We start from the raw sequence: 14,602 nt of genomic DNA, 5'->3' as shown, positions 1-14,602 counted from the left end.
CTCTGGTTTCGTCACAATAATCAGGAATAATCCTTGCTTGTCGAAAAGCGCAGCCCTCTACCCCGGCGCTGCGTCAGGCGAAACTCCTACCCGGAGCGACGCATATGCAATTCGGAGATACACAATGTCTACTTCCCCCGTCACGCTGATGGTCGCCCGTCGCGTCGCCGATGGCCGCTATCAGGACCTGATCGCCTGGCTGCGCGAAGGCGAACAACTGGCCACCGATTTCCCCGGCTATCTCGGTTCCGGCGTCCTGGCTCCGCCTCCCGGCGATAATGAATTCCAGATCATTTTCCGCTTTGTCGACGAACAGACCCTGCATGCCTGGGAGCACTCGGCATCGCGCACCGCGTGGCTGTCCCGTGGCAGTGATCTGTTCGCCCATCCGAAGGAGCATCGGGTCAGCGGCATCGAAGGCTGGTTCGGCGCAGCAGGCGTCCGCCCACCACGCTGGAAACAGGCCGTAGCCATCTGGCTGGCGTTCTTCCCGGTGTCGCTGCTGTTCAACTTCGTGCTCGGTCCGCTGCTCGGAGAAATGAGCCTGTTGCCCCGCGTATTCATCAGCACGCTGTGCCTGACACCGTTGATGGTCTATTTCTTTATCCCGCTGTCGACGCGTCTGCTGGCCGGCTGGCTCAACAGCGCCCCGGCCCGTCCATTGCCCGGTGCGGCGCCCGCGCAAAATCGCTGAAACCATCGCTCGCGTCGCTGTTATAGTTTTTACACTGACCTCGACGCGAGCCGTTCATGACCCTTTCCACAGCCCCCATTCTCATCACTGGCGCCGGCCAGCGCGTCGGGCTGCATTGCGCGCAGCGACTGCTGGAGGACGGCCACCGGGTCATCTTCACCTACCGCAGCGAACGTTCCGGTGTGAAAACGTTAAGGGATCTGGGGGCCATCGGGGTATTCGCGGATTTTTCCAGCGAGGCCTCAATCCTCGCTTTCATCGCTGAACTGAAAACCCACACCGACAGCCTGCGGGCCATCGTGCACAACGCCTCCGAATGGCTGGCGGAAAACGGCGACGGTGAAGCCGAAGCCTTCACCCGGATGTTCAACATCCACATGCTGGCGCCGTACCTGATCAATCTGCATTGCGCTGATTTGCTGCAACGTTCGAGCCCCGCCGACATCATCCACATCAGCGACGACGTCACCCGCAAGGGCAGCAGCAAACACATCGGCTATTGCGCCAGCAAGGCCGGGCTCGACAGCCTCACACTGTCCTTCGCCGCGCGTTACGCGCCGTCGATCAAGGTCAACGGCATCGCGCCGGCCCTGCTATTGTTCAATCCCGACGACGACGCGGCATACCGCGCCAAGGCGCTGGCCAAGTCCGCGCTGGGTATCGAGCCGGGCAGCGAAGTGGTCTATCAGAGCCTGCGCTATCTGCTCGACAACCCCTATGTCACCGGCACCACCCTGACCGTCAACGGCGGGCGGCACGTCAAGTAAAACGCCCCCGCGAGGATGCTCCATGACCCGTTCCCTGCCCGAAAACTACCGCGAGATCCTGATCGGCCTCGGTGAAGATCCCGACCGTGAAGGCTTGCTCGACACACCGGTGCGCGCGGCCAAGGCCATGCAGTATCTGTGTCACGGCTATGAACAGAGCGTCGACGAGATCGTCAATGGTGCGCTGTTCGCTTCCGACAGCGACGAGATGATCATCGTCGCCGACATCGAGCTCTACTCGTTGTGCGAACATCACCTGCTGCCCTTCATCGGCAAGGCCCATGTGGCTTATATTCCGACAGGCAAGGTACTGGGACTGTCGAAGATCGCACGGCTGGTGGACATGTTCGCCCGCCGTCTGCAGATCCAGGAAAACCTGACCCGGCAGATCGCCGAGGCGGTGCAGCAAGTCACCGATGCCGCCGGTGTCGCGGTGGTCATCGAAGCCCGGCACATGTGCATGATGATGCGCGGTGTCGAGAAACAGAATTCGACCATGAACACCTCGGTCATGCTCGGCGCCTTCCGCGAGTCGAGCAACACCCGCCAGGAGTTCCTGCAATTGATTGGACGGAGCAAGTAAATGCCACAACTTCAACCGGGAATGGCGCGCATCCGGGTCAAGGATCTGCGCCTGCGCACCTTTATCGGAATCAACGAGGACGAAATCCTCAACAAGCAGGATGTGCTGATCAACCTGACCATCCTCTACGCCGCACAGGAAGCGGTGCGTGACAACGACATCGACCACGCGCTGAACTACCGCACCATCACCAAGGCGATCATCGCCCACGTGGAGGGCAACCGTTTCGCGCTGCTCGAACGCCTGACCCAGGAGCTGCTGGATCTGGTGATGGCCAACGAATCGGTGCTGTACGCCGAGGTCGAAGTCGACAAGCCGCACGCGTTGCGTTTTGCCGAGTCGGTGTCGATCACGCTCGCGGCAAGCCGCTAAGCTTCAAGCTTCGAGCTGCAAGCGGTAAGCTAAAGGCACCCCACATTTCAGAATCTTGCAGCTCGGAGCTTGCCGCTCTCAGCTGTCTCGAAGAGACTTCCATGACCGAACAACAACGCCTCGAACTCGAAGCCGCCGCCTTCCGCCGGCTGGTCGCCCACCTGGACAGCCGCAAGGATGTGCAGAACATCGACCTGATGAACCTCTCCGGTTTCTGCCGCAATTGCCTGTCGAAGTGGTACAAGGCCGCCGCCGACGAGCGCCAGATCGAGGTCAGCCTCGACGATGCCCGGGAAGTGGTTTACGGCATGCCGTACGCCGAGTGGAAAGCCCAATATCAGCAAGAAGCCAGCGCCGAACAACAAGCGGCGTTCGCCAAAGGAAAACCCAATGAGTGATCTGAACACCCTGCGCGCCAGCCTCAAGAGCGGCGAACACGTATTTGCCGACACCTTGTCCTTCATCGCCGCCGGTTACGACTACCAGCCTCAGGCGTTCAACAACGGCGGCGTGGAAAACGCGGCCGGGCAGAACGAAGGTTCGTGCAAGACGTTGGGTCTGGCGCTGCTGGAAGGCTTGAGCGATGAAGAAGCGCTGCTGGCGTTCGGCGAACACTACCGTTCGGTCGTGGCAACGCCTGAAGGCAGCGATCACGGCAATATCCGTGCGCTGATCAAACACGGTCTGGCTGGCGTGAAGTTCGAAGCGCAGCCGCTGACCCGCCGCTGATTCCCGAGCGAATCGCAGGCACAAAAAAACCGGCCAATAGGCCGGTTTTTTTATGTCTGCGATCTTAGAACGAAGCGTTCTGCAGATCGTCCAGGTAACGCTCGGTGTCCAGTGCCGCCATGCAGCCGGCGCCGGCCGAGGTAATGGCCTGACGGTAAACGTGGTCGGCCACGTCGCCGGCGGCGAAGATGCCTTCGACGCTGGTCGCGGTGGCGTTGCCTTCACGGCCGCCCTGAACGACGAGGTAGCCGTCCTTCAGCTCCAGCTGACCTTCGAACAGCGAGGTGTTCGGGGTGTGGCCGATCGCGATGAACACGCCGTCGACCTTGATTTCGTCGAAGCTGCCGTCGTTGTTCTTCAGACGCGCACCGGTCACGCCCATGTTGTCGCCCAGCACTTCGTCCAGGGTCGCGTTCAGTTTCAGCTCGATCTTGCCTTCGGCCACACGGGCGTTGAGCTTGTCGATCAGGATCTTCTCGGCGCGGAAGGTTTCGCGACGGTGGATCAGGGTGACCTTGCTGGCGATGTTGGCCAGGTACAGGGCTTCTTCGACAGCGGTGTTGCCGCCACCGACCACGGCCACCGGCTTGTTGCGATAGAAGAATCCGTCGCAGGTTGCGCAGGCCGAAACGCCTTTGCCCATGAACGCTTCTTCCGACGGCAGGCCCAGGTAACGAGCGCTGGCACCGGTGGCGATGATCAGGGCGTCGCAGGTGTAAGTGCCGCTGTCGCCGGTCAGGCTGTACGGTTTGGAAGCGAAGTCCACGGCGTTGATGTGATCGAAGACGATCTCGGTTTCAAAACGCTCGGCGTGCTCGCGCATGCGCTCCATCAGCACCGGACCGGTCAGGCCGTGGACGTCGCCCGGCCAGTTGTCGACTTCGGTGGTGGTGGTCAGTTGACCGCCAGCCTGCATGCCGGTGATCAGCAGCGGCTTGAGGTTGGCACGGGCAGCGTAGACAGCAGCGCTGTAACCGGCAGGGCCGGAACCGAGAATGATCACTCGCGAATGACGGACTTCAGACATGAACCTGTCTCCTGTTGACCGGCCGATACATCAGGCGCGGACGCCGGACTGCCGGCGAGAATAAAAAAGGACTGTGGATAACCTTGGGGAAGGCGTGAGCTCGACAGTCCTGTAAAAAGTTGGGTGCAGCGTATCGAGGGGGGCAAGATTAAGGAAATACGGTTTAACAATCCAGCTCATAGGTGGTCTCTATGCCGACACACTGACGAGATGGACGTCTTTGTTACAGTGAATGTCGATCCCGCTGCCGCGCTTTCACAGCTTATGCAAAGCCGGTAAGGTCGGCGCGTTTTCCCTTGCTCGGAGCACCCTATGCCCGCCCCTGTTCTCTCCGGCCCGCAATACCTGCGCGAAGGCCTGAAACTGGTCCTGAGTCCTGGCCTGCGCCTGTTCGTGCTGCTGCCGCTGGCGATCAACCTGGTGCTGTTCGTCGGATTGATCTATTTCGCCGGCCACCAGTTCAGCCTGTGGGTCGATTCCCTGATGCCGTCGCTCCCCGACTGGCTGAGCTTCCTGAGCTACATCCTGTGGCCGCTGTTCGTGGTGCTGGTGGCGTTGATGGTGTTCTTCACTTTCACCATGCTCGCCAACGTGATCGCCGCGCCGTTCAACGGCTTTCTCGCGGAAAAAGTCGAAGTCGTGGTACGCGGCACCGACGATTTCCCGGCCTTCAGCTGGGGTGAACTGATCGCGATGATCCCGCGCACCCTCGCCCGGGAAATGCGCAAACTGGGCTACTTCCTGCCCCGGGCCATCGGCCTGTTCATCCTGTCGTTCATCCCGATGGTGAATATTATCGCTGCGCCGCTGTGGCTGCTGTTCGGCGTATGGATGATGGCGATCCAGTACATCGACTACCCGGCGGACAACCACAAACTGGGCTGGAACGAGATGCTCGCCTGGCTGCGGCAGAAGCGCTGGCAGAGCATGAGCTTTGGCGGGATCGTTTACCTGGCGCTGCTGATCCCGGTGGTGAACATCCTGATGATGCCCGCTGCCGTGGCCGGGGCTACGCTGTTCTGGGTGCGCGAGCGCGGTGCCGAAAATCTAGTGACACAACGCTGAGCGCACGTCACAAATCCATCATCCGAACGTCACAAGCGCGACATGGCCTCAGTCGACACTGAGGCCATGACGACAGCTCTACACATCACCCTGATCAGCGAAACCTTCCCACCAGAAATCAACGGCGTGGCCAATACCCTTGGCCGCTTGTGCGACGGTTTGCGCGCGCGCGGGCATCGGGTGGAACTGGTGCGGCCACGTCAGGGTGACGATCCTCAGCGCACTGAGGACGATGCGCTGCTGTTGTGCCGGGGCTGGCCACTGCCGGGTTATCCGGGGTTGCAGTGGGGTCAGTCGTCGATGCACAAGTTGCTGCGCCGCTGGACTCGCCAACGCCCGGATGTGCTGTACATCGCGACTGAAGGTCCGCTCGGGTTGTCGGCACTGCGAGCCGCACGCCGCCTGGGCATCGCAGTAGTCAGCGGTTTCCACACCAATTTCCAGCAGTACACCAACCAGTACGGTCTCGGTCTGCTGACGCGTTTGCTGACGCATTATCTGCGCTGGTTCCACAATCATTCGGCGTTGACCCTGGTGCCGAGCGTCAGCCAGCGACTGGAACTGGAACGGCGGCATTTCGATCGTCTGGCGCTGCTGTCCCGAGGCGTCGACAGTCAGTTGTTCCACCCGACCAAACGCCTGAACGCCCTGCGTGAGCAATGGGGACTGAGTGAGCAAGACATTGCAGTGATTCACGTAGGACGCCTGGCGCCGGAAAAGAATCTTGGTCTGCTCAAACGCTGCTTCGACAAGCTCGCCGGCGCGTACCCGCAACGCAATCTGAAATTGATCATCGTCGGTGACGGACCGCAGCGTGTAGCTCTGGAAAAGGAATTGCCCGACGCGATTTTCTGCGGCTCGCAACGCGGCGAAGCATTGGCGGCGCACTATGCATCCGGCGATCTGTTCCTGTTTCCGAGCATGACCGAGACCTTCGGCAACGTCGTGCTGGAGGCACTGGCCTCAGGTCTTGGCGTGGTGGCCTACGATCAGGCGGCCGCTGCGCAGCACATTCGCCACGGCTACAACGGCGTGCTGGCAATGCCGGGGGATGAGGAGGCGTTTTGCGATGCAGCGCAGTGGCTGCTGGAAGAGGATGAAACCTTGCGCTGCGTCAGATTGAACGCCCGCCAGCATGCCAGTCGTCAAGGCTGGGCGGCGATCATCGAGCAGTTTGAAAACCATCTGCAGGGAGCTTGCCGCGACCTGCGCGACAAGCCCCCCACTGCAATCAAACCAGCGTCATCAACGCCTCACGGCTGAACGGCAGAATGTCCTGCTCGCGGCCTTCGCGCACTTTCTGCGCCCAGTCCGGATCGACCAGCAGCGCACGGCCCACGGCCACCAGATCGAACTCATCGTTGTTCAGACGCTCCAGCAGTTTTTCCAGGCTGGCCGGTTGCGCCACCTTGTCGGTGTTGACCATGAACTGCAGGAACTCGCCATCGAGGCCAACGCTGCCGACGGTGATGGTCGGCTTGCCGGTCAGCTTGCGAGTCCAGCCCGCCAGGTTCAGTTCGGAACCTTCGAATTCCGGCTCCCAGAAACGGCGCGTCGAGCAGTGGAAAATATCCACGCCGGCGTCGGACAACGGCTTGAGAAACTCGCCCAGCGCCTCCGGGGTTTGCACCAGACGTGCGGTGTAGTCCTGCTGCTTCCACTGCGAGAAGCGGAAGATGATCGGGAAGCCCTCACCCACGGCAGCACGTACGGCCTGGATCAGCTCGATGGCGAAACGCGAACGGTTGGCCAGGCTGCCGCCGTATTCATCGGTGCGCTGGTTGCTGCCTTCCCAGAAGAACTGGTCGATCAGGTAACCGTGGGCGCCGTGTATCTCCACGCCGTCCATGCCGATGCTCTGGGCATCTTTGGCGGCCTGGGCAAAGGCTGCGATTACGTCCTGGATGTCCTGCCTGGTCATGCCGTGCACCACGACCTGACCGTCCTTGAGTTTCTCGCTCGGACCATAACCCGGCACGCTGGCATCCGGCTCGGTGCCGATGCGGCGAACGCTGCCGACGTGCCACAGTTGCGGGACAATCTTGCCGCCCTCGGCGTGCACCGCGTCGACGACTTTCTTCCAGCCGGCCAGTGCTGCTTCGCCGAAGAACTGCGGCACATTCGGGTAGCCGTTGGAGGCTTGGTGGCCGACAGTGGTGCCCTCGGTGATGATCAGGCCGACACCGGCCGCCGCACGACGACGGTAGTACTCGATCACTTTGGAATTGGGTACGCCGCCCGGAGAGAACGAACGGGTCATCGGCGCCATGACTACGCGGGTCGGCAGTTCGAGGGCACCGAGCTGGAACGGTTTGAACAAGGCTTGAACAGGCATGGGAGGCTCCACGAAAAATTGATCGACGGGCATTGAATTCAATATGACGGCGATAATATGCGGAGTTCCAACAGTGTGATAGCACTATTGATCTGAATGATTAAGGGTCAAAAGGCAGGCAAAAAAAATCGCAGCTCGATGGCTGCGATTTTCGCGTTTCAGCTCAGGGCTTTTTCAATCGCCGTGATCACCGAAGGATCATCCGGCGCCGTGCGCGGCGAGAAACGGGCCAGTACACGACCGTCCTTGCCGAGCAGGAATTTCTCGAAATTCCAGGTGATGTCGCCGGGAAACTCCGCGCCCTCGCCCGCCAGCAGACGGTAGAGCTGATGGCGATCGTGGCCGTTGACTTCGAGCTTCTTCGACAACGGAAAACTCACGCCATAGTTGAGGCTGCAGAATTCCTGAATCTCCTGCTCGCTGCCCGGTTCCTGACCGGCAAACTGGTTGCACGGCAGGCCCAGCACGCTGAAGCCTTTGCCCTTGTATTGCTGATAGAGGTTTTCCAGCGCCGCGTACTGTGGGGTCAAGCCGCATTTGGAGGCGACGTTGACCACCAGCACGACTTGGCCCTTGAAGGGTGCCAGCGGTAGCTCCTGACCATCCAGGGCTGTCAACTTAAGGTCGTGAAAAGCACTCATGACGAACTCCAGATTCCCGTGTTCTACTCGAAACAGCCACTTGGCGAGACTACCAAGGACAGCCGCGGACTAAAAAGGCGCCCTCGGGCGCCTCTCCAGTTCTCTGAGCTTAGCGCAGAAAATCAGTGGTGATGGCCACCTTCGCCATGGACGTGACCATGAGCGACTTCTTCCTGGCTGGCGTCACGGATGGCAACGACCTTCACTTTGAAGTTCAGGCGCTGACCGGCCAGCGGGTGGTTGCCGTCGACGGTCACGTCGTCGCCGTCCAGATCACGGATGGTGACGATCTGCATCTGGCCGTCCGGCGCCGAAGCGTGGAACTGCATGCCGACTTCCAGCTCGTCGACGCCTTCGAACATGCTGCGGCTCAGGGTGCTGACCAGTTCGGCCGAGTACTCGCCGTAGGCATCTTCCGGCTCGACAGAAACTTCCAGCTCGTTGCCGACTTCCTTGCCTTCCAGGGCTTTCTCCAGGCCCGGGATGATGTTGCCTGCGCCATGCAGGTAAACCAGCGGAGCGCCGCCGGCGGAGCTGTCGATGACCTCACCAGCGTCGTTGGTCAGGGTATAGTCGATGGAGACAGCCTTATTGGCGGCGATCAGCATGGGGCGAGACCTTTTGCATAAGAATATAGAAAGGCCAAGTTTAGCGAAGCAATCGCTCGAAAGCGAACACAACCCTGACAAACGGGATTCGACGATCACAGGCTTCCATCAGGACGAGGACGGTCACTGGGTGGCCGAGCTCTCCTGCGGCCACACCCAGCATCTGCGCCACCAGCCACCCTGGCAGTCGCGGGCATGGGTGCTGGATGCAACGCAACGTATTGAAAAAATAGGCCAACCCTTTGCTTGCGGTTGGTGCGCTCAAGGCGCGGTTAGCGCTAACCTTGACGCCTGAAAAACGGTGGAAGGCCAGCCATAGGCCCACGCCCTTGCCATGCACCCTTAGAGAATCCGCATGCAAACTTTTTTTATCGCGCCCACCGATTTTGGTGTGGGTCTGACCTCCATCAGCCTCGGGCTGGTGCGTACGCTGGAACGGGCCGGGCTGAAAGTCGGCTTCTTCAAACCGATTGCCCAGCCGCACCCGGGCGACACCGGCCCTGAGCGCTCCACCGAACTGGTGGCCCGCACCCACGGCCTGAAACCGCCTCAGCCGCTGGGTCTGGCCCATGTCGAGCGGATGCTTGGCGACGGTCAGCTCGACGAGTTGCTCGAAGAAATCATCGCGCTCTACCAGCAGGCTGCCGTCGGCAAGGACGTGCTGGTCGTCGAAGGCATGGTGCCGACCCGCAGCGCCAGCTATGCCGCGCGGGTCAACCTGCACCTGGCCAAGAGCCTGGACGCCGAGGTGATTCTGGTCTCGGCGCCGGAAAACGAAGTGCTCACCGAACTGTCCGGCCGCGTCGAGTTGCAGGCGCAACTGTTCGGCGGTCCGAAAGACCCGAAAGTCCTCGGCGTGATCCTCAACAAGGTCAAGACCGACGAGAGCATGGACGCCTTCGCTGCGCGCCTGAAAGAACATTCACCATTGCTGCGCAGCGGTGATTTCCGCCTGCTCGGCTGCATTCCGTTCCAGCCCGAACTCAACGCCCCGCGCACCCGTGACGTCGCCGACCTGATGGGCGCCCAGGTGCTCAACGCCGGCGACTACGAAACCCGGCGCATGACCCGGACCATCATTTGTGCGCGCACCATGCGCAACACCGTGGATCTGCTCAAGCCCGGCGTGCTGGTGGTGACCCCCGGCGACCGCGACGACATCATCCTCGCCGTCAGCCTCGCAGCCATCAACGGCGTACCGCTGGCGGGCCTGCTGCTGACCAGCGACACACTGCCGGATCCGCGCATCATGGACCTGTGCCGTGGGGCATTGCAGGCTGGGTTGCCGGTGTTGTCGGTGAGCACCGGCTCCTACGACACCGCCAACCTGCTCAACGGCCTTAACAAGGAAATCCCCGTCGATGACCGCGAACGCGCTGAGATCATCACCGATTTCGTCGCCAGTCACCTGGATGCCAAGTGGCTGCATCAGCGCTGCGGTACACCGCGAGAAATGCGCCTGTCGCCAGCCGTGTTCCGTTATCAACTGATTCAACGCGCTCAGGCTGCGAACAAACGCATCGTCCTGCCCGAAGGCAGCGAACCGTTCACCGTGCAAGCGGCGGCGATCTGTCAGGAACGCGGCATTGCCCGTTGCGTGTTGCTGGCCAAACCGGCGGATGTCGAAGCTGTCGCCCGGGCCCAGGGCATCGTGTTGCCGCCGGGGCTGGAAATCCTCGATCCGGATCTGATCCGCGAACGCTACGTCGAACCGATGGTGGCCCTGCGCAAGAGCAAAAGCCTCAACGCGCCGATGGCCGAGCAGCAGTTGGAGGACACCGTGGTGATCGGCACCATGATGCTGGCGCTGGATGAGGTCGACGGACTGGTTTCCGGTGTCATCAACACCACCGCCAACACCATCCGCCCGGCCCTGCAATTGATCAAGACGGCGCCGGGCTGCACGCTGGTGTCGTCGGTATTCTTCATGCTCTTCCCCGAGGAAGTGCTGGTCTACGGCGACTGCGTGATGAACCCGCATCCGAGCGCCGCCGAACTGGCCGAGATCGCCCTGCAAAGCGCCGACTCGGCCGCCGCGTTCGGCATCACTCCACGCGTAGCAATGATCAGCTACTCCAGCGGCGAATCCGCCACCGGCGAGGAAGTCGAGAAAGTCCGCGAAGCCACCCTGCTCGCCCACGAACAACAGCACTCGCTGCTGATCGACGGGCCGCTGCAGTACGACGCCGCCGCCAACGAAACCGTGGCCCGGCAACTGGCGCCGAACAGCCAGGTCGCCGGTCGCGCCACGGTTTTCGTGTTCCCCGACCTGAACACCGGCAACACCACCCACAAAGCCGTGCAACGCAGCGCCGACTGCGTGAGCCTCGGCCCGATGCTGCAAGGCCTGCGCAAACCGGTGAACGATCTGCCGCGCGGCGCGCAGGTCGACGACATCGTCTACACCATCGCCCTGACTGCGATTCAGGCTGCCAACCGACCTCTGGATATCTGACCCGATGCTGGCTTTTCTCCCTGCCACCCTGCGCGGCGTGATCGCCGCGCTGCTGTTGGCGCTGAACACGATCCTGCTGTGCTCGTTCCTGTTTCTCGTGGCGCTGATCAAAGTGTTGCCGTTCGACCTCGCACACCGCGCCTCGCGCTGGCTGATGAGCCACACCCACGAAGCCTGGATCAGCAACAACAAAGGCTGGATGAACCTGGTGCGCCGCACCCGCTGGCACCTCAGCGGCCTGCAAGGTCTGGACTACCAGCACTCGTACCTGATCACCAGCAACCACCAAAGCTGGGTCGATATTCTGGTGCTGCAATACGTGCTCAACCGTCGTATCCAGCCGCTGAAATTCTTCCTCAAGCAGGAACTGATCTGGGTCCCGGTCATTGGTCTGGCGTGGTGGACGCTGGGCTTTCCGTTCATGAAACGCTATTCAAAAGCCTATCTGGAAAAACACCCGGAAAAGAAAGGCAAAGACCTGGAAACCACCCGCAAGACCTGCGCGAAGTTCCGCGACAACCCGGTGGGCATCTTCAACTTCGTCGAAGGCACACGCTTCACCGAAGGCAAGCACGCGCAGCAGCAATCACCGTTCAAATACCTGCTCAAACCCAAGGCCGGCGGCATTGCCTTCGTGCTGGATGCAATGGGCGAACAGCTGGAGTCAATCGTCAACGTGACCATCCACTACCCGGGCGGACGTCCAGGCTTCTGGGACCTGCTGTGCGGCAACGTGCGGGACGTGGTGGTGCATTTTGAAGAACTGAAAATCCCGCCACAGTTCATCGGAAAAAACTACGACCAGGATGGCGAATACCGCCTGCAATTCCAGGGCTGGATCAACCAGCTGTGGCAGGACAAGGATGCATTGCTGGAGCAGATGCATCGCGAGTATCCGAACCAACGCTGATTACCTGAGCCCCTCCGACAGAACAGGCCGGCCGTCAAACTGCCCCCTACAGGAAATCAGTTCGCTATTGGCTTTTCGCTTCCCACCACTCAACACGATGAGCGTTAGCTCAAGTACCGCTTTTGACGTGCCGGCCCCTTCGGTAGGCTGAGTGGAGGGATTTATCCGGGGGTGGGAGCGCAGCGACCGTGCGGCGAAGCCGCATGCATCGAGAGGAGGTGCAGCGAAGCAAACCGTAGGCGATGCCCCCGGATGAATCCCGGAACGAAGGAACACCGAGCCACAGCGAGGTGCCGAACGCCGGGGTCCAGCGTTTTTGGTTACTTTTTAGGCGCTTGTAAAAAGTGACCCGCTGTAAGAGCGGAACCGCCAGCCGCAACACCCGAAGTAACGGATATACACCCAAAACCCCAAGAGCATGGCCGGCCCGAAGGCCGCCACCGCCAGCAGGCCAACCACAAAAGAAAAGCCCGCCGATGATCACTCATCGACGGGCTTTTTATTGGCAGCTAACGCTTAAATCGCGCCACGCTTACGCAACAGATCCAGCACTTGCTTCACACCTTCTTCCAGCGACAACGACTGGGTATCGATCACCAGATCAGCATCCAGCGGCACATCATACGGGAAGGACTCACCCGGAATATTATCGCCACCCGCCGCGTACAACCCTTGCGGATCACGCTCGGCACACACAGTCGGCGAAGCCTGAACATAAACCGTCAGCAAACGATCCTTGCCAATCAGATCCTTCGCCTGCTCACGACCTTCAGCACTCGGCGCCACAAACGCAGCAAGCGTCAGAAGACCCGCTTCGTTGAACTGACGCGCCACATGCGCGGCACGACGCCAGTTCTCGGTGCGACCGGCGCGATCCTGCGGCAGACCTTTATTGAGGTCGTGACGCAAGTTCTGGCCATCGAGTACAAACACCGCACGCCCCATGTCGAACAGCTTGCGCTCGACCGCGTACGCCAGCGTGCTTTTACCCGCGCCCGACAGACCGCTGAACAGCACGGTGGCCGGTTGCTGACCGAAACGCTGGGCGCGCTCGGTAGTCGCTACATGAGCCAGTTTGCCGTGATGGGTGGCCGTGCCATGAGCCAGCGGCTGGGCGACGATCATGCCGGCGCCGACGGTGCCGTTGGTCAAACGGTCGATGACGATGAACGCGCCGGTGGTGCGGTTGCTGTCGTAACCGTCGAGGGCGATCGGCGCATCGAGCGCGATCTTCACCTTGCCAATTTCGTTGAGCTGCAACGCGCTCGCCGGGCCTTCTTCGAGAGTGTTGACGTCGACCTTGTTGACGATGCTGGCGATGGAGCCCGGCACGTAACTGGTGGCACGCTTGATGTCGTATTTCTTGCCCGGCAGCATCGGCTCTTCAGCCATCCACACCAGCATCGCTTCGAAGCCGTCGGTCACCGGCGGAACGTTGTCGGCGTGTACCAGCAGGTCGCCACGGGAGATGTCGATCTCGTCTTCCATGGTCAGCGTCACGGCCTGGCCAGGACCTGCGTGTTCCAGCTCACCTTCGAAGGTGACGATGGATTTCACGCGGCTGCTCTTGCCCGACGGCAGGACCACGACTTCGTCGCCCTTCTTGACGATGCCGCTGGCCAGGGTGCCAGCGAAACCGCGGAAGTTCAGGTTCGGACGGTTGACGTACTGCACCGGGAAACGCAGATCGGTGAAGTTGCGGTCGCCCGCCACTTCCACGGTCTCGAGGATTTCCATCAGCGACTGGCCGGTGTACCAAGGCGAGCGCTCGGATTTGTTCACCACGTTGTCGCCCTTCAGAGCGGACATCGGCACGAAGTGCATGCTCGTCGGCTTCATCTTCAAGCCTTCGGCGAACTTCAGGTAGTCGGCCTTGATCGACTCGAACACGCCCTGATCGAAGCCCTTCAGGTCCATCTTGTTGATGGCGACAACGATGTGTTTGATGCCCAGCAGCGAGGCGATGAAGCTGTGGCGACGGGTCTGGGTCTGCACGCCGTAACGGGCGTCGACCAGGATGATCGCCAGGTCACAGGTGGAAGCACCGGTGGCCATGTTGCGGGTGTACTGCTCATGGCCGGGGGTGTCGGCGATGATGAATTTGCGCTTGGCGGTGGAGAAATAGCGGTAGGCGACATCGATGGTGATGCCCTGTTCACGCTCGGCCTGCAGGCCGTCGACCAGCAAGGCCAGGTCGATGTCGTCACCGGTGGTGCCGACTTTCTTCGAATCGCGGGTAATGGCTTCGAGGTGATCTTCGTAAATCATCTTCGAGTCGTGCAGCAGGCGCCCGATCAGGGTGCTCTTGCCGTCATCGACGTTACCGCAGGTCAAAAAGCGCAGCAGCTCTTTACGTTCGTGCTGGCCCAGGTAGGCGAGGATGTCCTCGCTGATCAAATCAGATGCGTGCGACATG

Annotated in this window: 16 protein-coding genes; 11 read left to right on the top strand and 5 right to left on the bottom strand. The window is 61.0% G+C overall.

The genetic code is table 11. From position 1 onward, the window contains the following. Positions 1-124: 124 nt before the first annotated feature. The 6 genes from IF189_RS04720 to IF189_RS04695 all read left to right on the top strand — a co-directional run bounded on the left by IF189_RS04720 (position 125) and on the right by IF189_RS04695 (position 3,145). Positions 125-694, top strand: coding sequence for an antibiotic biosynthesis monooxygenase (locus IF189_RS04720; RefSeq protein ID WP_085711757.1), 570 nt, complete (start codon positions 125-127; stop codon positions 692-694). Between the two features lie 56 nt (positions 695-750). After that, positions 751-1,461, top strand: a complete 711-nt coding sequence (folM, locus tag IF189_RS04715; RefSeq protein WP_192552905.1) for a dihydromonapterin reductase — start codon at positions 751-753, stop codon at positions 1,459-1,461. Positions 1,462-1,483: 22 nt separating this feature from the next. Next, a complete protein-coding gene (gene folE / locus IF189_RS04710) occupies positions 1,484-2,044 on the top strand; it encodes a GTP cyclohydrolase I FolE (protein WP_085711759.1) in 561 nt (186 codons plus the stop codon). After that, positions 2,045-2,416: a dihydroneopterin triphosphate 2'-epimerase gene (gene folX / locus IF189_RS04705; RefSeq protein ID WP_007957207.1), complete on the top strand. Its 372-nt coding sequence runs from the start codon at positions 2,045-2,047 to the stop codon at positions 2,414-2,416. Positions 2,417-2,517: 101 nt separating this feature from the next. Further along, complete coding sequence (locus IF189_RS04700; RefSeq protein WP_085711760.1) at positions 2,518-2,814, top strand: DUF1244 domain-containing protein; 297 nt, start codon at positions 2,518-2,520, stop codon at positions 2,812-2,814. Then, positions 2,807-3,145: a HopJ type III effector protein gene (locus tag IF189_RS04695; protein ID WP_134825513.1), complete on the top strand. Its 339-nt coding sequence runs from the start codon at positions 2,807-2,809 to the stop codon at positions 3,143-3,145. Before IF189_RS04700 ends, IF189_RS04695 begins: the two co-directional genes overlap by 8 nt. A 64-nt stretch (positions 3,146-3,209) precedes the next feature. Here IF189_RS04695 and trxB read toward each other — a convergent pair whose 3' ends face one another. Continuing rightward, positions 3,210-4,172: a thioredoxin-disulfide reductase gene (trxB, locus tag IF189_RS04690; protein ID WP_085711762.1), complete on the bottom strand. Its 963-nt coding sequence runs from the start codon at positions 4,170-4,172 to the stop codon at positions 3,210-3,212. A gap of 312 nt (positions 4,173-4,484) precedes the next feature. Between trxB and cysZ the strand changes: the two genes are divergently transcribed. Further along, positions 4,485-5,237, top strand: coding sequence for a sulfate transporter CysZ (cysZ, locus tag IF189_RS04685; RefSeq protein WP_114881439.1), 753 nt, complete (start codon positions 4,485-4,487; stop codon positions 5,235-5,237). Between the two features lie 42 nt (positions 5,238-5,279). Further along, entirely contained in the window at positions 5,280-6,500 is a 1,221-nt protein-coding gene (locus tag IF189_RS04680) for a glycosyltransferase family 4 protein (protein ID WP_134825512.1), read from the top strand. On the opposite strand, the gene IF189_RS04675 is transcribed toward IF189_RS04680, so the two are convergent. From IF189_RS04675 to IF189_RS04665, 3 genes are all read right to left on the bottom strand, one after another. Next, positions 6,469-7,572 carry an NADH:flavin oxidoreductase gene (locus IF189_RS04675; protein WP_192552904.1) on the bottom strand — a complete coding sequence of 368 codons (1,104 nt, stop codon included), beginning with the start codon at positions 7,570-7,572 and terminating at the stop codon, positions 6,469-6,471. The two genes, IF189_RS04680 and IF189_RS04675, sit on opposite strands and share 32 nt — an antisense overlap. Before the next feature lie 158 nt (positions 7,573-7,730). Then, complete coding sequence (locus tag IF189_RS04670; protein WP_007959082.1) at positions 7,731-8,213, bottom strand: glutathione peroxidase; 483 nt, start codon at positions 8,211-8,213, stop codon at positions 7,731-7,733. A gap of 122 nt (positions 8,214-8,335) precedes the next feature. Next, positions 8,336-8,821: an FKBP-type peptidyl-prolyl cis-trans isomerase gene (locus IF189_RS04665; RefSeq protein WP_085711766.1), complete on the bottom strand. Its 486-nt coding sequence runs from the start codon at positions 8,819-8,821 to the stop codon at positions 8,336-8,338. On the opposite strand from IF189_RS04665, the gene IF189_RS04660 reads away from it, so the two are divergent. The 3 genes from IF189_RS04660 to IF189_RS04650 are packed head-to-tail and all read left to right on the top strand — an operon-like array spanning position 8,790 to position 12,186. Beyond that, positions 8,790-9,116, top strand: a complete 327-nt coding sequence (locus tag IF189_RS04660) for a DUF3565 domain-containing protein (protein ID WP_085711877.1) — start codon at positions 8,790-8,792, stop codon at positions 9,114-9,116. The genes IF189_RS04665 and IF189_RS04660 overlap by 32 nt on opposite strands. A gap of 60 nt (positions 9,117-9,176) precedes the next feature. Beyond that, entirely contained in the window at positions 9,177-11,276 is a 2,100-nt protein-coding gene (pta, locus tag IF189_RS04655; RefSeq protein WP_134825510.1) for a phosphate acetyltransferase, read from the top strand. Between the two features lie 4 nt (positions 11,277-11,280). Beyond that, positions 11,281-12,186: an acyltransferase gene (locus tag IF189_RS04650; protein WP_192552903.1), complete on the top strand. Its 906-nt coding sequence runs from the start codon at positions 11,281-11,283 to the stop codon at positions 12,184-12,186. A gap of 516 nt (positions 12,187-12,702) precedes the next feature. On the opposite strand, the gene cysN is transcribed toward IF189_RS04650, so the two are convergent. Then, positions 12,703-14,601 carry a sulfate adenylyltransferase subunit CysN gene (gene cysN, locus IF189_RS04645; RefSeq protein WP_134825506.1) on the bottom strand — a complete coding sequence of 633 codons (1,899 nt, stop codon included), beginning with the start codon at positions 14,599-14,601 and terminating at the stop codon, positions 12,703-12,705. Position 14,602: the final 1 nt, after the last annotated feature.

The sequence above is a fragment of the Pseudomonas sp. IzPS59 genome (assembly GCF_014863505.1).
In the GTDB taxonomy this organism is placed as follows: domain Bacteria; phylum Pseudomonadota; class Gammaproteobacteria; order Pseudomonadales; family Pseudomonadaceae; genus Aquipseudomonas; species Aquipseudomonas kribbensis.
The sequence above is the reverse complement of the archived record's forward strand: the minus strand, read 5'-3'. Positions and strand labels throughout refer to the sequence as shown.